At 73.0% G+C, this 17,311-nt stretch carries 24 protein-coding genes, 2 tRNA genes and 1 riboswitch; of the genes, 12 read left to right on the plus strand and 14 right to left on the minus strand.

Annotated elements, in window-relative coordinates:
• Positions 1 to 38 precede the first annotated feature (38 nt).
• From OF852_RS05575 to msrA, 4 genes are all read right to left on the minus strand, one after another.
• A complete protein-coding gene (locus tag OF852_RS05575; protein WP_271120812.1) occupies positions 39 to 557 on the minus strand; it encodes a DUF6993 domain-containing protein in 519 nt (172 codons plus the stop codon).
• 37 nt (positions 558 to 594) lie between these two features.
• On the minus strand, positions 595 to 1,113 hold the full coding sequence (locus OF852_RS05580) for a single-stranded DNA-binding protein (RefSeq protein ID WP_271120813.1): 519 nt from the start codon (positions 1,111 to 1,113) through the stop codon (positions 595 to 597).
• Positions 1,114 to 1,267: 154 nt separating this feature from the next.
• The gene (locus OF852_RS05585) at positions 1,268 to 1,480 is read right to left on the minus strand and encodes a methyltransferase (RefSeq protein WP_271120814.1); all 213 of its coding nucleotides are present in this window, start codon (positions 1,478 to 1,480) and stop codon (positions 1,268 to 1,270) included.
• Between the two features lie 88 nt (positions 1,481 to 1,568).
• Positions 1,569 to 2,096, minus strand: a complete 528-nt coding sequence (gene msrA, locus OF852_RS05590) for a peptide-methionine (S)-S-oxide reductase MsrA (RefSeq protein ID WP_271120815.1) — start codon at positions 2,094 to 2,096, stop codon at positions 1,569 to 1,571.
• A gap of 88 nt (positions 2,097 to 2,184) precedes the next feature.
• On the opposite strand from msrA, the gene OF852_RS05595 reads away from it, so the two are divergent.
• From OF852_RS05595 to OF852_RS05605, 3 genes are all read left to right on the plus strand, one after another.
• On the plus strand, positions 2,185 to 3,195 hold the full coding sequence (locus OF852_RS05595; protein WP_271120816.1) for an aldo/keto reductase: 1,011 nt from the start codon (positions 2,185 to 2,187) through the stop codon (positions 3,193 to 3,195).
• A gap of 169 nt (positions 3,196 to 3,364) precedes the next feature.
• The gene (locus tag OF852_RS05600; RefSeq protein ID WP_271120817.1) at positions 3,365 to 3,670 is read left to right on the plus strand and encodes a hypothetical protein; all 306 of its coding nucleotides are present in this window, start codon (positions 3,365 to 3,367) and stop codon (positions 3,668 to 3,670) included.
• A 92-nt stretch (positions 3,671 to 3,762) separates the two neighbouring features.
• The gene (locus tag OF852_RS05605) at positions 3,763 to 4,419 is read left to right on the plus strand and encodes a hypothetical protein (protein ID WP_271120818.1); all 657 of its coding nucleotides are present in this window, start codon (positions 3,763 to 3,765) and stop codon (positions 4,417 to 4,419) included.
• A gap of 229 nt (positions 4,420 to 4,648) precedes the next feature.
• On the opposite strand, the gene OF852_RS05610 is transcribed toward OF852_RS05605, so the two are convergent.
• The gene (locus OF852_RS05610) at positions 4,649 to 6,166 is read right to left on the minus strand and encodes a flotillin family protein (protein WP_271120819.1); all 1,518 of its coding nucleotides are present in this window, start codon (positions 6,164 to 6,166) and stop codon (positions 4,649 to 4,651) included.
• Between the two features lie 23 nt (positions 6,167 to 6,189).
• On the minus strand, positions 6,190 to 6,705 hold the full coding sequence (locus OF852_RS05615) for an NfeD family protein (protein ID WP_271120820.1): 516 nt from the start codon (positions 6,703 to 6,705) through the stop codon (positions 6,190 to 6,192).
• A gap of 147 nt (positions 6,706 to 6,852) precedes the next feature.
• Between OF852_RS05615 and OF852_RS05620 the strand changes: the two genes are divergently transcribed.
• Positions 6,853 to 7,635: an SDR family oxidoreductase gene (locus tag OF852_RS05620; protein WP_271120821.1), complete on the plus strand. Its 783-nt coding sequence runs from the start codon at positions 6,853 to 6,855 to the stop codon at positions 7,633 to 7,635.
• Positions 7,636 to 7,681: 46 nt separating this feature from the next.
• Positions 7,682 to 7,754: transfer RNA gene (locus OF852_RS05625), tRNA-Arg, on the plus strand.
• A 1-nt stretch (position 7,755) separates the two neighbouring features.
• Here the strand turns inward: OF852_RS05625 and OF852_RS05630 are convergent.
• Complete coding sequence (locus OF852_RS05630; protein WP_271120822.1) at positions 7,756 to 8,016, minus strand: thioredoxin family protein; 261 nt, start codon at positions 8,014 to 8,016, stop codon at positions 7,756 to 7,758.
• Positions 8,017 to 8,054: 38 nt separating this feature from the next.
• Positions 8,055 to 8,276 (minus strand): SCO4848 family membrane protein, encoded by a 222-nt coding sequence (locus tag OF852_RS05635; protein WP_271120823.1) that lies wholly within the window; start codon positions 8,274 to 8,276, stop codon positions 8,055 to 8,057.
• A gap of 61 nt (positions 8,277 to 8,337) precedes the next feature.
• Between OF852_RS05635 and OF852_RS05640 the strand changes: the two genes are divergently transcribed.
• From OF852_RS05640 to OF852_RS05670, 7 genes are all read left to right on the plus strand, one after another.
• Positions 8,338 to 8,769, plus strand: coding sequence for a MarR family winged helix-turn-helix transcriptional regulator (locus tag OF852_RS05640; protein WP_271120824.1), 432 nt, complete (start codon positions 8,338 to 8,340; stop codon positions 8,767 to 8,769).
• Positions 8,766 to 10,013: an MFS transporter gene (locus OF852_RS05645; RefSeq protein WP_271120825.1), complete on the plus strand. Its 1,248-nt coding sequence runs from the start codon at positions 8,766 to 8,768 to the stop codon at positions 10,011 to 10,013. Before OF852_RS05640 ends, OF852_RS05645 begins: the two co-directional genes overlap by 4 nt.
• A 55-nt stretch (positions 10,014 to 10,068) precedes the next feature.
• Positions 10,069 to 10,650 (plus strand): oligoribonuclease, encoded by a 582-nt coding sequence (orn, locus tag OF852_RS05650; RefSeq protein ID WP_271121120.1) that lies wholly within the window; start codon positions 10,069 to 10,071, stop codon positions 10,648 to 10,650.
• A gap of 34 nt (positions 10,651 to 10,684) precedes the next feature.
• A tRNA-His gene (locus OF852_RS05655) sits at positions 10,685 to 10,760 on the plus strand.
• A gap of 2 nt (positions 10,761 to 10,762) precedes the next feature.
• Complete coding sequence (gene clpS, locus OF852_RS05660) at positions 10,763 to 11,125, plus strand: ATP-dependent Clp protease adapter ClpS (protein ID WP_271120826.1); 363 nt, start codon at positions 10,763 to 10,765, stop codon at positions 11,123 to 11,125.
• The gene (locus OF852_RS05665) at positions 11,122 to 11,616 is read left to right on the plus strand and encodes a DUF2017 family protein (RefSeq protein ID WP_271120827.1); all 495 of its coding nucleotides are present in this window, start codon (positions 11,122 to 11,124) and stop codon (positions 11,614 to 11,616) included. Before clpS ends, OF852_RS05665 begins: the two co-directional genes overlap by 4 nt.
• Positions 11,616 to 11,969, plus strand: coding sequence for a metallopeptidase family protein (locus tag OF852_RS05670; protein ID WP_271120828.1), 354 nt, complete (start codon positions 11,616 to 11,618; stop codon positions 11,967 to 11,969). Before OF852_RS05665 ends, OF852_RS05670 begins: the two co-directional genes overlap by 1 nt.
• Here the strand turns inward: OF852_RS05670 and OF852_RS05675 are convergent.
• The 6 genes from OF852_RS05675 to OF852_RS05700 form a co-directional block, all read right to left on the minus strand.
• Entirely contained in the window at positions 11,966 to 12,490 is a 525-nt protein-coding gene (locus tag OF852_RS05675; RefSeq protein WP_271120829.1) for an ATP-binding protein, read from the minus strand. The two genes, OF852_RS05670 and OF852_RS05675, sit on opposite strands and share 4 nt — an antisense overlap.
• Positions 12,487 to 13,296, minus strand: a complete 810-nt coding sequence (locus OF852_RS05680; RefSeq protein WP_271120830.1) for an energy-coupling factor transporter transmembrane component T family protein — start codon at positions 13,294 to 13,296, stop codon at positions 12,487 to 12,489. Before OF852_RS05680 ends, OF852_RS05675 begins: the two co-directional genes overlap by 4 nt.
• Positions 13,293 to 14,786, minus strand: coding sequence for an ABC transporter ATP-binding protein (locus OF852_RS05685; RefSeq protein ID WP_271120831.1), 1,494 nt, complete (start codon positions 14,784 to 14,786; stop codon positions 13,293 to 13,295). The genes OF852_RS05680 and OF852_RS05685 overlap by 4 nt, the downstream gene beginning before the upstream one ends.
• A 3-nt stretch (positions 14,787 to 14,789) precedes the next feature.
• The gene (locus OF852_RS05690; RefSeq protein ID WP_442908649.1) at positions 14,790 to 15,443 is read right to left on the minus strand and encodes an ECF transporter S component; all 654 of its coding nucleotides are present in this window, start codon (positions 15,441 to 15,443) and stop codon (positions 14,790 to 14,792) included.
• Between the two features lie 35 nt (positions 15,444 to 15,478).
• Positions 15,479 to 15,588, minus strand: a riboswitch (TPP riboswitch).
• A gap of 3 nt (positions 15,589 to 15,591) precedes the next feature.
• Positions 15,592 to 16,422, minus strand: coding sequence for a glycosyltransferase (locus OF852_RS05695; RefSeq protein ID WP_271120832.1), 831 nt, complete (start codon positions 16,420 to 16,422; stop codon positions 15,592 to 15,594).
• Positions 16,423 to 16,431: 9 nt separating this feature from the next.
• A complete protein-coding gene (locus OF852_RS05700; RefSeq protein WP_271120833.1) occupies positions 16,432 to 17,130 on the minus strand; it encodes a M23 family metallopeptidase in 699 nt (232 codons plus the stop codon).
• Positions 17,131 to 17,311: the final 181 nt, after the last annotated feature.

Below are 17,311 nucleotides of genomic sequence, written 5' to 3' on the forward strand. Positions count from 1 at the left end.
CCCGCGCAGGACGCCGAGCGGGCGCCTGGCGCGCGGGATCAGTCGGGGGTGCGGGCCGAGCCCACGAGGCAGCGCCCCGTCGTCTCGAGCGGCTCGGCGACGATGCTGCGGTAGCCGAAGGGACCCGACTGCCCGACGAGGCAGCCGTCGCCGACGAGGACCGAGAACTGGATGCTGTCGGCCGCCAGATCGACGCTCGTGCGGTCGGCGGTGAACTCCATGCCCTTCGGGTCGAAGCCGGCGTCGGCGAGCGCCTCCGCGAAGTCGGCCGCGCGGGCGCCCGAGTCGGCGCGCAGGGTGCGCTCGTTGACGACGTCGAAGTAGGCCTTGTTGCCGGCGGCGCCGCCCGCGGGATCGAAGGCGGGGTCCGGCTCCGGACTCGCGTCGCCGCTCGCCGTCGGCGCGGGCCGCGGCTCCTCGGGCTCCGGCTGCGGAACGCAGCCCGCGAGCGCGAGCACGCCGGCCATCGCGATCGCCGCCGCCGCGAGCGCACTGCGCGCGCGGCCCGAGCCCCGCACGCGGCGCAGCGCGGGTCGCTCGGCGATCGGGTTCGGCACGACCCGAGTCTAGGCGCGCCCGCGCCGCCGGCCGCGCTCAGAACGGCGTCTCGAGGAGCTCCGGCGCGGGCTCCGCCGACGTCTCCGCCGACTGCCCCGAGCCCGGGGTCGCCCACTGTTCCGCGGCGGGCGCGGGCGCGGCGTCCGGCATCGCGCCGGGGTCGGCCTGCGCGGCCTGGCCGGCCGCCGCATCCCCCGCCCCGCTCGTCCTCGTGAAGCGCGAGGTGCCCCAGGCGAGGTCGTGGCCGAGCATCTCGGCGTCGATCTCGATGTTCGTCCCGCTGCGCTCCCCCGCCGTCCAGTCGCGGATGCGGAGCCGGCCGCTCACCACGACCCGCTGCCCCTTCTCGATCGAGGCCGCCGCGTTCACGGCGAGCTGCCGGAACGCGGTCACGGTGTACCAGTTCGTGTCGCCGTCGACCCACTTCTGCTGCGCGCGGTCGAAGCGCCGCTGGGTCGACGCGAGCCGGAAGCTCGTGATGTGCAGCCGCTCGCCGGTCTCGACGTGGCGCGGCGGCGTCGCGACGACGCCCGTGAGGGTGATGGTGTCGGCCATGGGATCTCCTTCTCGCTCGGGCGCCGGGCCGATGCGGTCGGGCGCACGAGGAGTCTGCTCGCGACGGCACGCCGCGCGAGGCGGAGGAGGGCCGATCGTGGAGAGCCGACCGCATCCCCGCCCTGTTGAGGAGGGATGCGGCCGACGAGGCCGATCAGTGCTCGCGGAACTCCGGCCAGGCGGAGCCGGGCTTCATGGCGGCGTGGAGCGCGCCCTTCGCCGACTCGAGGCTCGGATAGACGCCCCGCTCGCTCTCGTCGTCGAGGAGGCGGACCGTGTAGCCCTCGCCTCCGCGGTGGATCGAGCCAACCGCTCCTGCGGGCCCGAAGGCCACCCAGCGGGCCTCGGTGACGGTGTCGTCGCTCATCATCGAACTCCTCTCCGTGTGGATGTCGCTGACGCTACGCCCGGTGCCCGCGTCGCGCGAGACCGGACTCGCGTCTCGGAGCAATCGGTCAGGCGGCCTTGACGTAGGAGGCGAAGCTCTTGCGGACCTTGTTCACCTTCGGCAGGGCGACCGCGAGGCAGTACCCCTGGCCGGGGTTCTTCGCGAAGAAGTCCTGGTGGTAGTCCTCCGCGGGCCACCAGCGGCCGAGCGGCTCGAGCGTCGTGACGATGCCGCCATCCCAGATCTCCGACGCGCGCGCGATCGCGGCCTCGAACTCCTCGCGCTGCTCCTCGCCCTCGTAGAACATGGCGGAGCGGTACTGCGTGCCGACGTCCGCGCCCTGGCGGTTGAGCTGACGCGGGTCGTGGAGGGTGAAGAACACGTCGAGGATGACGGAGGCGGGGATGATCGTCTCGTCGAAGGTGACGGCGACGGCCTCCGCGTGACCGGTCGCGCCCGTGCAGACGGTCTCGTAGTCGGGCTCGGGCATCGAGCCGCCCGTGTAGCCCGAGACGACGTCCTGCACGCCCTCGAGCGTGCGGTAGACCGCATCGAGACACCAGAAGCAGCCCCCGGCGAGGACGAATGTGCGCATGGTGGGAACCCTACTTTCTCTTCAGGGGACGCTGGAGGGAACACCGCCCGCTCTGCGCCTGTTCCCGGCTCGCGCCTAGGCTTCCGACATGACGCATCTCGCCGACGAGACCCGGTACGAGCGCCTCGAGTACGCGCGCAGCGGGCGCAGCGGCCTCCGGCTCCCCCGCATCTCCCTCGGGCTCTGGAACAACTTCGGCGCCGACCGGGCCTTCGCCGAGCAGCGGGCGATCGCGCTCCGCGCCTTCGACCTCGGCATCACCCACTTCGACCTCGCGAACAACTACGGGCCGCCGCCCGGCAGCGCCGAGCGCACCTTCGGCCGCATCCTCGCCGAGGATCTCGGCCCCTACCGCGACGAGCTCGTCATCTCGACGAAGGCCGGCTTCGACATGTGGCCCGGCCCCTACGGCGATCTCGGCTCGCGCAAGCACCTGCTCGCGAGCCTCGACCAGTCGCTCGGGCGCCTCGGCCTCGACCACGTCGACATCTTCTACTCGCACCGCCCCGACCCCGAGACGCCGATCGAGGAGACCATGGGCGCCCTCGCGACGGCCGTCCGGCAGGGCAAGGCGATCTACGCCGGCATCTCGAACTACGACCCCGAGCAGACGCGCGCCGCCGCCGCCGCGCTCCGCGCCGAGGGCGTGCCCCTCACGATCCACCAGCCGCGCTACAACATGCTCGACCGGCGGCTCGAGCGGGGACTCCTCCCCGTCCTCGAGGAGCTCGGGGCGGGCGCGATCGTGTTCTCGCCGCTCGCGCAGGGGATGCTCACGAGCCGGTACCTCGACGGCATCCCCGAGGGCTCCCGCGCCGCCGAGGGCCGCTGGATCAGCGAGCGGAACATCACGGACGAGTACCTCGAGCACGCCCGCGCGCTCGAGGCGATCGCCCGGGGGCGCGAGCAGAGCCTCGCGCAGCTCGCGATCTCGTGGGTGCTGCGGCACCCGCAGGTGACGAGCGCGCTCGTCGGCGCCTCGAGCGTCCGCCAGCTCGAGCACACCCTGCGCGCCCTCGACGCCCCGGCGCTCGACGACGCGGAGCTCGCGGCGATCGAGCCGCATGCGGTGGACGGGCTCGAGGGGCGGGGCCGCTAGGCGGCGCGACGCCCTCGGCGCGCGCATCCCGGACCCGGCCCTCGATCCGTGCTGCGCCCTGACCTCGCCGGTCTCACCTCGCCGGGCTCGAACGCCGGCGGTGTCGGTGGTCGCGCCTAGCGTCGATCGCGACAGCAGAGAACGGGCCGGGGTTCGGAAGGAGCACGACATGAAGACGGAATCGCAGCGCACCACCGCAGCGGGGCGCACGGCCTCGCACCCCCTCGGCCTCCCGGTCGACCTGCTCGGCCAGGGGCCGCGAGCCCGGCACGGGCTCCGCGCCCGCCGCCTCCACTCGGGGCTCTGGCGCGTGACACGGCTCGACGGCGCCGTCCTCGGCTACATCGAGCCGATCGAGCGGGCGGGCGCCGTGCGCTACCTCGCGAAGCGGATGCGGCCCCAGGATGCGAGCTTCCGCATGCTCGGCGAGGTGTGGACGGCCGACGACGCCGTCGAGCTGCTGCTCGACGTCTAGCGTCGGACGGCTCGACGGGTTCGTCGAGCGGAATCGGGCGCTCCCGCGAGCCGGACCCCGGCACACGCGCGACCCGGGGTTATCGTTCCGGCATGGAGCTCTGGAACGGATTCGTCGACTGGTTCTTCTCGGAGGACGGGCAGCTCGTCGTCTACGGCGCGATCGTGCCCTTCCTCGCCGTCCTCGTGGCCGGCATCGTGGCCTCCCTCATCGGCAAGGCCGGCATCCGCCGTCTCGTCGCCCAGCGCGACCGCGAGACCCGCGCCTCGGCGGTCGCGGCGCTCATCGCCGTCGGGCACACCGCCGCGCGGTGGCACAGCCAGCCGCCCGCGGCACGCGAGCACCACGAGGCGCTCGCGAGCGCGGCCGACATCCAGGTCCGGCTCCTCCCCCTCGGCGGCGCGAACCTCGCCGCCGACTGGGCCGCGCACGAGCTCGCCGGCATGCGCGTCAACTCGGTGAGCTACAGCTTCCAGGCCGATCAGAGCCTCGCGGAGTACCGCGACCGCCTCGTCGAGTGGCTGCACAAGCCGTCGCGCGCGAAGAAGCTGTTCTCCGCCGACCTCGAGCGCTGGCGCTACGAGGACCAGAGCGGTGTCGACCCGGTCGTGGTCGAGCAGCAGCGCTGGGCCGAGGAGCAGTTCACCTCGCAGACCGGCCAGAGCGCGGATGCGGCCCACGAGACCCCGACGGCCGCCATGCCCGCTCCCGCCGACACCCCGAGCTCGGCCCCCACCGCGAGCCGCTAGGCCGCGCGCTCCGCTCCCGCTCCCCCGCCTCTGCACCCGCTCGTGCGGAGGGGATTCCGGGGTTCTGCGGCGTGTCGAGACCTCACGGACGGCGTGTCGCCCGGATCCCCTCCCGACGCGGCATGGGACCGCGGGACGCGGGCCGCAGTCGAGCGACCGCATCCCGGATGCGACGAGACCCCCGCCTCCCGGAGGAGTCGGCGGTCTCGACGTGCGAGCCGGGCGGGGGCTACTCGGCGCCCGGGTCGAGGCGCTCGGCGACCGAGGTGCGGGACTTCCGACCCGAGCCGCCGTCGGCCGAGGCCGAGCCGCCGCCCAGGGCCGTGCCGGCAGCCGCACCGAGCAGTGCCGAGAGGTCGAGTCCAGTGAGGCTCTTGACCACCTGGGGCACCTCGCTCGCCACCTGGCCGACCGTCTTCGTGACGGCGGAGGCGCCGTCCGTCGAGACGACGGTGAGGTTGCCGATGTTCGACAGCGGCTCCGCCACGGCGCGCGTGATGTCCGGCAGGCGACCGATGATCTCGGACGCGAGCGCGGCGTCGCCGTACTTCTTCAGCGCCTCCGCCTTGGCGTCGGTCGCCTGGGCCTCCGCGAGACCCTCGGCCGCGGTCGCGGCGGCGCGCGCCTCGCCCTCGGCCCGGATGCCCTCGGCGAGCGCGACCTGCTTGTCGCGCTCCGCGACACCCGCGAGCCGCACGGCCTCGGCGGCCGCCTGCGCGTCCTGCACGGCCGCGACCTTGTTCGCCTCGGCGATCGTCTTGCGCTTGAAGGCGTCCGCCTCGGTCGCCGCGTTCGCCGCGTCGCGCTCCGCGTTCGCCTTCTGGACCGTCGCGTAGGCGCTCGCCTCGGCGGGCTTGCGGACCTCGATGTCGAGACGCTCCTGCTCGACCTTCGCCTGCTCGGCGACGGCCTCGCGCTCCTGGGTCGCGACGAGCCGGTCCTGGCCGGCCTTCGCGAGCTGACCCGCGGCCTCCGCCTCGGCGTTCGCCCGGTCGGTCTCGGCCTTGATGCCGGCCTGCTTGAGGCTGAGCGCCTTCTGACGCTCCGCGATCTGCTCGGCGGCCTCGATGCGGGCGAACTCGGACGCGCGAGCGGACTCGGCCTCCTTGACCTCCGCGTTCTGCTTCGCGATCGCGGCCTCGGCGCGACCGAGGTCGGCGAGGTAGCTCGTGCCGGGCGTCGAGATGTCCGAGATGTTGAGCAGGTCGACCTGGAGGCCCTGCTCGGCGAGGTCGACCTTCGTCGCCTCGACGACCGCCTCGGACAGCGCGTTGCGGTTCGAGATGATCTCCTTGATCGGCATGTTGCCGATGATGGAGCGGAGGGAGCCCTCGAGGGACTGCTGGATGATCTGGGTCAGCGAGTTCTGCTGCGAGAGGAATCGCTGGGCGGCGCGGCGCACGCCCTCGGCGGTGCCGGAGACCTTGAAGTTGACGCTCGCCTGGATCGCGAGCTTGATGAAGTTCTGGTCGACGCCCTCGACGACGATGCCGATCTGACGCTGCTCGAGCGAGACCGGGAAGCCCTGCTGGAGGATCGGCCAGATGAAGACGCGGCCGCCGATGACGACGCGCTGGCCGGTGTCGGCCTCGGCGACCTTGCCGCCGGCCCCGCGGCCGACGATGACGAGCGCCTGGTTCGGCGGGACGCGCTTGATGCGGCCGGCGACGAAGCCGACGATCGCGAGCGCGACGATGATCAGCGCGATCACGGCGATGACCGTGATGTTGGTGCTGAGGAAGTCCATGCGGAGGGTGCCTCTCGGTTGTCTCAGGTGGTCGGGTCGGTCGTGGGCTCGGGGGCCGCGGACACGGAGGAGGACGCTGCGTCGGCGGGCTCGACCTTGACGCGCGAGCCCTGCATCTCGACGACGCGGATCCGCGTGCCGGTCTCGATGCGGGCATCCGCGAAGGCGAGGCGGGTCTCGATCTCGCCGGGGCCGTCGAGGCTGACCTCGCCCGAGGAGGTCGAGATGCTCGTGCGGGCGGTGCCGTACAGGCCGAGGGGCGAGCTCGGGGCGCCGTCCTCGGACCGGCGGAAGCTGCGGATGAGCAGCTGCACGCCGACGAGGACGAGGATGCCGACCCCGATCGCGATGACGTAGGCGGCCCAGCCGGGGAGCCCGTTCGCGGTGGAGATGGCGCCGGCGGCGCCGAAGACGGTGAAGGCGCTGCCGAGGCCGGTGGCCGAGATCGCGCCGTCGAGGAGGTCGAAGAGCTCGCCGACGAAGAGGGAGAGCAGCACCACCGCGAGTCCGACCGCGCCGACGATGATGAAGGGGAGCATGCCTCAAACGTATACGCCTGAGCGCAGGCTGGGAAACCTCGCGTCTCCGGCGGTCATCCACGACCCCGGCCAGCGACGACACCTGTCGGATAGTTGAATGGAGGCGACGGCGGGACGCGCCGCCACCCATCAGCGAAGGAGTCCTCGATGTCGCGATTCGAGCAGCACGTCATCCTCATCACCGGCGGCGGGTCCGGCCTCGGCCGCGCCACCGCGGTCCACGTCGCGAAGGAGGGCGCGCGCCTCGCCCTCGTCGACGTCTCGGAGGCCGGCCTCGCCGCGACCGTCGAGGCCGTGCAGGCGGCGGCTCCGGATGCCGAGATCCTCACGCACGTCGCCGACGTCGCCGACGAGGCGCAGGTCGCCGGCTACGTCGCCGCGACGCTCGAGCGCTTCGGCCGGGTCGACGGCTTCTTCAACAACGCGGGCATCGAGGGCAAGCAGGGCGCAACCGAGGAGTACGGGAGCGAGGAGTTCGCGCGCGTCCTCTCGATCAACCTCTCGGGCGTCTTCCTCGGGCTCAAGCACGTCCTCGCCGTCATGCGCGAGCAGGGCTCTGGCTCCGTCGTGAACACCGCGTCCGTCGGCGGCATCCGCGGCGTCGGGAACCAGTCCGGCTACGCGGCCGCGAAGCACGGCGTCGTCGGCCTCACCCGCAACTCCGCCGTCGAGTACGGCCAGCACGGCGTGCGCATCAACGCGATCGCCCCCGGCGCCATCTGGACGCCCATGGTCGAGGGCTCGATGCGCCAGATCGACCCGCAGAACCCGGAGAAGGCGGCCGAGCAGTTCGTGCAGGCGAACCCCATGAAGCGCTACGGGCGCCCCGAGGAGATCGGCAGCCTCGTCGCCTTCCTCCTCAGCGACGAGTCGACCTTCATCAACGCGGCCGTGATCCCGATCGACGGCGGTCAGTCGGCCAAGTACTGAGACCGGGGGATGCGGGCCCCGCCGCCTAGACTGTGAGCGCCCGCATCCCCCCGTAGCTCAGTGGATAGAGCATCCGGTTTCTACCCGGCTGGTCGGGAGTTCGAATCTCTCCGGGGGGGCTCAGACCGCGCGCGCGAGCGCCGTCAACACCTGGTCGAGCGTCGGGATGCCCTCCGCGCGGAAGACGCGCGCTCCGCCGTCGTCGCGGACGACGACGGTCGGGGTGGAGCGGATGCCCTCGACCTCGGCGGCCTCGGCATGCCGCACGACGTCGAGCTCGACGATCTCCGCCCGCGGCACGAGCCGCGCGGCCTCGGCGAGCACGGCGCGCGTGCGCATGCACGGCTCGCAGAAGGCGGAGGTGTAGAGCTCGACGCGCATGGCGGGGGGAACCGCCGCGGGTGCGCGGAGATTCCCGATCAGGCGACGCCCGCGAGGAGCGCGACGCCGAGGATCGCCGAGGCGACCGCGAGGACGAGCGCGATGACGACGAGCACGATGTGCACCGTGAGGAAGGTCGTCGCCCTGCCGTGCTCGTCGCGGGCGCGGGGGTCCTGGATCACGCGCTTGAGGAAGCGGGGCCACGTCACGACGTTGAAGGCGGCGTTGAGGAAGAGGAGCACGGCGATGGCGACGGTCACGCTCCGACCCTAGCGGGCAGATGCTTCAGCACGTTATATATCTCAGGTATATAATTGGGGCATGACCCGGAACGACATCCTCGAATCCCTCCTCGTGTCGTCGCACCGGCTCGTGCGCATCGCCGCACAGCGCACCGGCTCGACGATCCCCTCCGCCACCTGGCGCACCCTCGCGATCCTCGAGGCCGAGGGGCCGATGCGGATCGGCGAGCTCGCGAAGGCGAGCCGCGTCACGCAGCCCGGCATGACGCGACTGCTCGCCGGCATGGTCGAGGAGGAGCTCGTGCTCCGCATCGCCGACACCGAGGACTCCCGCGCCTGGCTGATCCGCGTCACCGCGAAGGGCTCGCGACAGCTCGCCGAGTGGCGGCAGACCCTCGCCGAGCAGATGCAGCAGGACTTCCAGGGGCTCGACGCCGAGGAGTGGGCGCTGCTCGCGCGCGCGGCCGAGCTGCTCGAGTCGCGCATCGGCAGCCGGGCGCTCGCCTCGTGAGCGCGCACGCCGGGACCGGCACCCGCATCCTCCGCCAGCCGAAGCAGGTGTGGGCGGTCGCGTTCGCCTGCGTCGTCGCGTTCATGGGCATCGGCCTCGTCGATCCGATCCTCCCCGCCATCGCGAAGGAGCTCCGCGCGAGCGAGACCGAGACCGAGCTGCTCTTCACGAGCTACCTGCTCGTCACCGGCCTCGCGATGCTCGTCACGAGCTTCATCTCGAGCCGCATCGGCGCCCGTGCGACGCTCATGATCGGCCTCGCCCTCATCGTCGTCTTCGCGCTCGCGGCCGCGCTCTCCGGGAGCGTGGATGCCGTGATCGGCTTCCGCGCCGGCTGGGGGCTCGGCAACGCCCTCTTCATCTCGACGGCGCTCGCGAGCATCGTCGGCGCGGCCTCGGGCGGCAGCTCCGCCGCGATCGTGCTCTACGAGGCGGCGCTCGGGCTCGGCATCGCGATCGGCCCCCTGCTCGGCGGCCTCCTCGGCTCGCTGAGCTGGCGCGGGCCCTTCTTCGGCGTCGCGGTGCTCATGGCGATCGCGTTCATCGCCATCGCGGTGCTCCTCGGGGCGGACGATCGCGCCGCCCGGCAGCCGACCCGGCTCTCCGCCCCGCTGCGCGCGCTGCGCATCCCCGCGCTCGCGGTCCTCGCCGCGACCGCGCTCTTCTACAACATCGGCTTCTTCACGCTCCTCGCCTGGACGCCCTTCGCGCTCCCGGAGGACTTCTCCGCGCTCGATCTCGGCCTCACCTTCTTCGGCTGGGGCGTCGCCGTCGCGGTGACGAGCGTCTGGGTCGCGCCGCTGCTCACCGCGCGTCTGCGCCGCACGACCGTGCTCGGCCTCGCGCTCCCCGTGCTCGCGCTCGACCTCGTCGCCGCCGGGCTCCTCACCTCGAGCGCCGCCGCGCTCATCGTCTGCGTGGTCGTCGGCGGGCTCGTGCTCGGCGTCCTCAACACCGTCCTCACCGAGGCCGTGATGGAGGCGACCGAGCTGCCGAGGAGCGTCGCCAGCTCCGCCTACTCGGCCGTCCGCTTCATCGGCGGCGCGGTCGCCCCGCCGCTCATGGCGCTCCTCGCCGCCCTCAGCGGGAGCGATGCGGTGCCGTTCCTCGCGGGTGCCGGCTCGGTCGCGGTCGCGACCGTCGTCGTGCTCGCGGGCCGGCGCGCGCTCGCCCGCGTCGACGGCCGCGGCCCCGAGCCCGCGCGCGTGGAGGCGGAGGCGATCGGCGTCGGCGACGCCGCCTGACTAGGGTGGACGGGTGAGCACCCGCCCCGATGTCCTCGTCTGGATCGACTGCGAGATGACCGGCCTCGACGTCGGCGTCGACGAGCTCGTCGAGGTCGCGGTCGTCGTCACCGACTCCGAGCTGGAGCCGCTCGACCCCGGATTCTCGATCGTGATCAAGCCCGATCAGTCGGCGCTCGACAACATGGGCGAGTTCGTGACCGACATGCACCGGACGAGCGGGCTCCTCGAGGAGATCCCGAACGGCGTCAGCCTCGCCGACGCCGAGTACCAGGTGCTCGAGTACATCCTCCGCTTCGCGCCCGAGCACGGCACGGCGCCCCTCGCGGGCAACACGATCGGCACCGACCGGATGTTCCTCGCCAAGTACATGCCGCGCATCGACCAGCACCTGCACTACCGCTCGATCGACGTCTCGAGCATCAAGGAGCTCTCGCGCCGCTGGTTCCCCCGCGCCTATTTCCAGAGCCCCGAGAAGCACGGCGGGCACCGGGCGCTCGCCGACATCCTCGAATCCATCCGCGAGCTCGCGTACTACCGCAAGGCGGTCTTCGTGCCGCAGCCCGGACCGAGCTCGGAGGAGGCCAAGACGGCCTCCGCCGAGATCGTGTCCGACTGGGCGCCGCGGATGTCGTAGAATCGTCCGGTTGCGTCTTTCAGACCACAACATGGTGGGTGTAGCTCAGTTGGTAGAGCACTGGCTTGTGGTGCCGGTGGCCGCGGGTTCAAGTCCCGTCATCCACCCCATGATGAACGCCGCCACGGCACCGGAGGGATCCGATGCCGGAGGCGGCGTTCTGCTCGTCGGGACCGCCCCGCTGCACTCGTCCGTCCAGCAGGACGAGGCCGTCCAGCACGAGGATGCGACCCGCTTCGACACGCCCTGGACGACCGTCGTCTGGAACGACCCGGTCAACCTCATGAACTATGTCGCGCGCGTCTTCCGCCGCTACTTCGGCTTCAGCCCGGAGGAGGCGCAGCGGCTCATGCTCCAGGTGCACCACGACGGCAGGGCCGTCGTCGCGACGGGGCCGCGCGAGGAGATGGAGCGCCACGTGGAGGCGATGCACGAGTTCGGCCTGTGGGCGACCGTCGGGAAGGCGGGCTCGTGACGCGCATCCAGGTCGAGTCCGATCGCATCGCCGTGCTCTTCGAGGCCGGCGAGGCGGGCGTGCTCGGCAGCCTCGCCGCGCAGCTCGCCGAGCTCATGGGGCACGCCGAGCACCCGGCGACCGCCGCCGATCCGGCGCTGCGCCGCATCCTCCCCGAGGCCTACCCGGACGACGCGGAGGCGAGCGCCGAGTTCCGCCGGTACAGCCAGCAGGAGCTCGCGGGGCGCAAGGCCGCCGCCGCGACCCGACTGCTCGAGGAGCTCGGCAGCAGCACGGTCTCGAGCCGACCCACCCGCATCGACCTCGACCTCGCCGACGCCGAGCGCTGGCTCCGGACCATCACCGATGCGCGCCTCGCCCTCGCGAGCCGGCTCGGCATCCTGCAGGACGGCGATGAGCCGGAGGACGGCCCGGCGGCCGCGCTCTACCAGTGGCTCGGCGAGGTCCAGTGGACGCTCGTGGATGCGGTCGACGAGCTGGAGGCGCGCTGATGGCCCTCGAGATGAGCGAGGAGGAGTTCGAGCGGCACGTCGTCGCCGAGCTCGACGAGCTGCCCGACGACATGGTCGACGGCCTCGACAACGTCGTCTTCGTGACGGAGCCGCGACCGGAGGACGGCTCGCTCGACCTGCTCGGGCTCTACGAGGGCACCGCGCTCACCGAGCGCGACCGCTACGGCTTCGGCGAGCTGCCGGACCGCATCATCCTGTACCGCGAGCCGCTGCTCGCCCTCGCCGAGGACCTCGACCACCTCCGCGACGAGATCCACGTGACCCTCGTGCACGAGATCGCCCACTTCTACGGCATCGACGACGAGGAGCTGCACCGGCTGGGCTGGGCCTAGCCGCGCGCGATCGCCGGCGGGCGAGGATCCTCCGGCCCGAGCAGCGCGCCGTCGATCACGATGTCGGCCAGCTCCCGCGGCCGCTCCCGCGCCCAGAAGGCGCGCTCCTGCGCCGCCCAGCGCTCCCAGTGCGGCGCGTAGGCCTCGCCATCGCGGGCGAGCGCCCGAGCACGACGCGTCGGCTCGTCGAGCTCGATCCAGATCGCGAGCGAGACGAGCGAGCGGTTCACGACGCTGAGGGCCCCGCATCCCTCGACCACGAGAGGTCGAGCGGGGTCGACCGGATGCCACTCCGCGGGAGCCTGGGCGAGCCAGTCCCAGCGGCGCCAGGCCGCGACCGCCGGATCCAGCACCGCCTCGTGCACGTGTCGCGAGCCGGCCTCGAGCCCGTCCCAGCCCGGATAGAACATGTCGAGGCTGACGAGCTGCGCCCCCATCCCCGCCGCGAGCCCGGTCGCGAGCCGGGTCTTCCCGGCACCCGATCCGCCGTCCACGAGGACGACCATCCGCGACCCGCTCACGACCAGATGAACTGGAACGTGCCGGCCGCGACCGCCGCGCCGAGCGCGAGGGCCATGACGAGACAGGAGCCGAGGATCGCGAGCGGGTCGGCGGCGCCGACCCGGGAGCGGCGCGAGCGCGACCGCGGGCCCGGAGCGCCGAACCCGCGTGCCTCCATCGCGGTCGCGAGCTTCGTGCCGCGGCGCACCGCGAACACGAGCAGCACGAAGGCCATGGTCGCGGCCCGCCGGAGCCGCCCGGCGTCGCCGACCCCCCGGGCTCGACGCGCGAGCTCCATGCTGCGCCAGTCGTCGAGGAAGAGCCCGAGCATCCGCGCGCCCGCGAGCACGCCGAACACGAGCCGGTCCGGCATCCGCCAGACCTGCGTGAGCGCGTCGGCGAGCTCGGTCGCGTCCAGGCGCGAGAAGAGCAGGATCGTGGGGATGCCGAGCGCCAGCACTCGGAGCGTCACCGCGATCGCGAGCGCGATGGAGTCATCGCTGATCGTCGCGAACCAGAACGAGAGGTGGATGCGGCCGCCGGGCTCGGCGTAGAGCAGCATGCTCACGCCCGCGATCGGCGCGAAGGCCGCGATCGGCGCGAGACGGCGCGCGACGAGAGCGAGCGGGAGGCCCGAGAGCGGGATCGCGGCGAGCATGAGCGCGACGGCGACGGCCGAGCTCACCCAGTCGATGCTGGCGAAGAGCGGCAGGGCGAGGATCGCGGTCATGAGGATGCGCGTCGCCGGGTTGACGCGCTCGAGCGGGGCCCGGCGCGCCGGGGCCGACACCGCATCCCGGGCGGGCGGCTGGATCGTGGCGGTCATGCGGCCCGCCCGTCGCGCGCCGCCGCGGGCACGGCCTCGCCCAGCTGGCCGAGTCGGATCAGGTGCGTGCCGAGGTGCTCGACCACGCCCTCGTCGTGCGTGACCGAGACGAGCGCGGTCCCGCGGGCGAGCTCCTCCTGGAGGAGCCGCACGAGCTCGATCCAGCTGACGCGATCCTGCCCGAAGGTGGGCTCGTCGAGCACCATGACGGCCGGCCGGCTCGCGAGCACGGTCGCGACGCTGAGCCGGCGCTTCTGGCCGCCGGAGAGCGTGAAGGGGTTCGCCTCGGCGAGCTCGGCGAGGCCGAGCCGCTCGAGCAGCTCATCCGTCCGCGCGGCGACCTGGGCGGGGCTCCAGCCGAGCCGACGGGGCCCGACCGCGAGCTCCTCGCGGAGCGTCTGCGCGAGGAACTGGTGCTCGGGCTCCTGGAAGACGGTGCCGATGCGGGTGAGCAGCTCGCGGGAGCGCCAGCGCAGCGGACGCGGGCCGAGCCGCCCGGCGATCGCGGTGGCGGCGCGCACCTCCCCCGCGACCTCGGGGAGCAGCCCCGCGAGGGTGAGCGCGAGCGTCGACTTGCCCGAGCCGTTCGGCCCCGTCACGACCGTCGAGGCGGCCGCGGGGATGTCGAGGTCGAGCCCGGTGCGGACGGCCCGCCGCGCGCGCCCCACCGCGAGCACGCGCGCCGCGAGCACGGGCTCCTCGCCGGCGGACGCCGTGACGGGGGCCGGCGCGGCCGGCAGCTCGAGCGGCGCCCCCGGCACCCACACGCCCGCCGCCGCGAGCGCGGCGCCCGCGCCCCCGAAGACCTCCTCGGGTGCGCCGTCCGCGAGGATCCCGCCCGCGGCGTCCAGCACCACCACCCGCGTCATGAGCCCCGACCAGACGGCCGTGCGGTGCTCGACGACGACGAGCGTGGTGCCGTCGGCGACCGCGCGGCCGACGGCCTCGCGCACCTCCCGGACCCCCTCGGGGTCGAGGTTCGCGGTGGGCTCGTCGAGGAGCAGGAGGCCGGGGCGCATCGCGAGCACGCCCGCGAGCGCGAGCCGCTGCTTCTGCCCGCCCGAGAGCTCGGCGGTCGGGTGCGAGGCGGGGACGTCGAGCCCGACCGCCTCGAGCGCCGCGCGCACCCGCCCCGGGATCTCGTCGGCGGGCACGCCGAGGTTCTCGCAGCCGAAGGCGACGTCGTCGCCCACCCGGGCCAGGACCGCCTGCGAGTCCGGGTCCTGGAGGACGAGCCCGATGCGGCCGCGCTGGGATGCCGGCTCGGCGTCGTCGACGAGGAGCCGACCCGCCGACTCCCCCTCGTCCGCGCCGCCGAGGAGCCCCGCCATCCCGGCGAGGAGCGTCGACTTGCCCGAGCCGGAGGCGCCGAGCAGCAGGACCCGCTCGCCGGGCGCGATCTCGAGCGCCGCATCCCGCACCGCCCAGCGGCGGCGGCCGGCATGGCGCCAGCCCCAGCCGCGGGCGGAGACGGATGCGGCGCGCGGCATCGTCTAGACCTCCCGCCGCGCCTCGCGGCCGACCGCGAAGCGTCCGAGCGCGCCCGTCGCGGCGACCGCGCGCACGAGCAGCCAGCCGAGGATGCCGGCGAGCACGACGCCGGAGAGCACGACCGTCGAGAGGTAGATGGCGTTGAACGCGACCGTCTTCGCGATGTTGCCGAACAGGAAGAACTCGAGCAGCCACGCGCCGACGCCCGCGCCCGCGCCCGCGAGCGCGGCGGTGGGGATGCCGAAGCGGCGGTAGCCGAAGGCCGCGAAGACCGCCTCGGCTCCGAGCCCCTGCGCGAGGCCCGACATGATCGTGGTCGGACCCCAGACGTTGCCGATGAGCGCCGAGACGGTCGCGCCGACGAGCTCGACGAGCAGGGCGGCCCCGGGCTTGCGGATGACGAGCCCGCCGACGACGCCGCCGAGCAGCCAGACGCCGACGGCCGTGCCGCCGAAGCCGGGGGTGAGCGCGTCGGCCGCCTCGAACCAGGCGTAGCCGATCGTGTTCCAGACCCAGAAGACGAGGCCCATGGCGACGCCGAGGACGGCGGCGACGACGATGTCGACGACCCGCCAGCCGAGGCGGGACTCCAGGCCGCCCGGGCGGGCGGGATCGACCGACTCGTGGGATGCGGTGGATTCGGTGGGTGCGTGCACTGGACGTGCCCTTTCTCTCGTGGAAAGCGGCACGGGTACGAGATGTTCAGCCTCCCTGCGCCGGCATGATCCGGATCAGGTTCGACGGTCGAAGCTTCGGTCGCTTCCTCTCAGCCCGGCATACCGGACTCCCGTGTTCGGTCCGAGTCTAGCGCGCGCGGCGTCCCAGCGAGATCCGGCGCTCGTAGCTCCAGCGGGCGCCCTTGAGCAGCGGGTAGATCGCCGAGAAGACGACCATGGGCGCCCGCAGCACCGGATTCCGGATCGCGTGGGCCGCGTAGGTGCGCTCCCAGCGGCCCACGTAGTCGTAGTAGCGGCGGGGGGTGTCATCGAGTCGGCGGGCCGACATCCCCGCGACCATCGCGGAGTCGTAGACGACGCGGTGCCCGCGCTCGAAGAGGTGGATGGAGAGGTCGATGTCCTCGTGGAACTCGTCAGCCTCGTCGCGGCAGACGTGCTCGCGGATGTCCCTCCAGGCGCTGCGGCGAATGGCCATGTTGCTCCCGAAGAGGAAGTGGTACTCGCTCGCGAGCGAGAGCACGGCGCGCCGGATCGCGTCGTCGGCGCGCAGGCCCCACCGCCGCAGGGGCATGTCGTAGTAGATCATCGGCCCCGTGGACGCGGCGACGGCCGGGTCGGCGAAGATGCGGCCGACCTGCTCGACCCAGCCCGGCTCGAGCACCGTGTCGGCGTCGATGCGGCCGAGGACCAGCCCGCCCGCCTGATCGAGGCCGGCGTCCCGCGTGGGGACGAGCCCCTGCGCCTCGTCCTGGCGCATGAGCACGAGCGGCGCGTCGGGGAACTGGCGCTGCAGCTCCTCGACGATCGCGGCCGTGCGGTCGGTGGAGCGGTTGTCGACGACGATCACCTCGTGCGCGGGGACCGTCTGGTCGAGCGCGGCGAGCACGCAGTCGCGGATCTGCGCCTCCTCGTTCCACGCCGGGATCACGATGGAGATCGTGGGCGGGGAGGCGTCCATGGGGGAACCCTAACCGGCGTCGACCCAGGGCTCGGTGACGTTGGCGCGCATCCAGCCGAGGGGCTCGACCGCCTCGTCGTCGAGGAGGATGCCGAAGTGGAGGTGCGGGCCGGTGCTCATGCCGGTGTTGCCGACGAGCCCGAGCAGCTGGCCGCGCTCGACGCGGTCGCCGATGGCGAGGTTCATGGAGCCGAGCTCCATGTGCGCGTAGACGCTCTTGACCGTCTGGGCCGAGCCCTCGATGCGGTGCTCGACCGTGACGTGCACCCCCAGGGCGCCGGAGGGGTTGCCGGTCTCGGAGACCACGCCGTCCGCGATCGCGACGATCGGGTGCCCGAACCCGGGGTTGTAGTCGACGCCCTGGTGGTCGCTCGAGCAGCCGGCGCAGGATCGGAAGCCGAAGTAGCTCGAGATCTTCGTCGTCGGGTCGAGCGGCCACATGACCGGCGTGTACGACTCGACGTCGATCGCGTCCCGCTCGATGGACTGCGCCTGCGCCTGCGAGCTGACCTGCAGCTCCTGCGCGCCGGGGACGACGACCTCCTCCTGCTCGACGGGCGCGAGCTGCGCCGCCGAGGCCTGGACGTCGTAGGAGCCGATGAAGAGGAAGCTCGCGAGCGCTGCGCCGATCGCGAGGTGGCCGCGCCGAACGCCGAGGAAACCCATCAGCTCGGGTGCGTTCCAGGGGGTCGCGGGACGGGTCGGCACGGAGATCGCGTGGCGGCCGGCCGGGCGCGCGGTGGAACGTCGGGTCACTGGTGGAACGAGGCCTTCGTGTTGCTCGGGTTCGGGATGGCTGCCGCGTGCGGCAAAAACCGTCCACAACCATGATGCATCAACCTGTGCGGCGGCTGGCAGTCGTCGGATCCGGGCACCCGCCGGGTAGCGT

It is taken from the genome of Homoserinibacter sp. YIM 151385, from assembly GCF_027912415.1.
Classification (GTDB): Bacteria; Actinomycetota; Actinomycetes; order Actinomycetales; family Microbacteriaceae; genus Schumannella.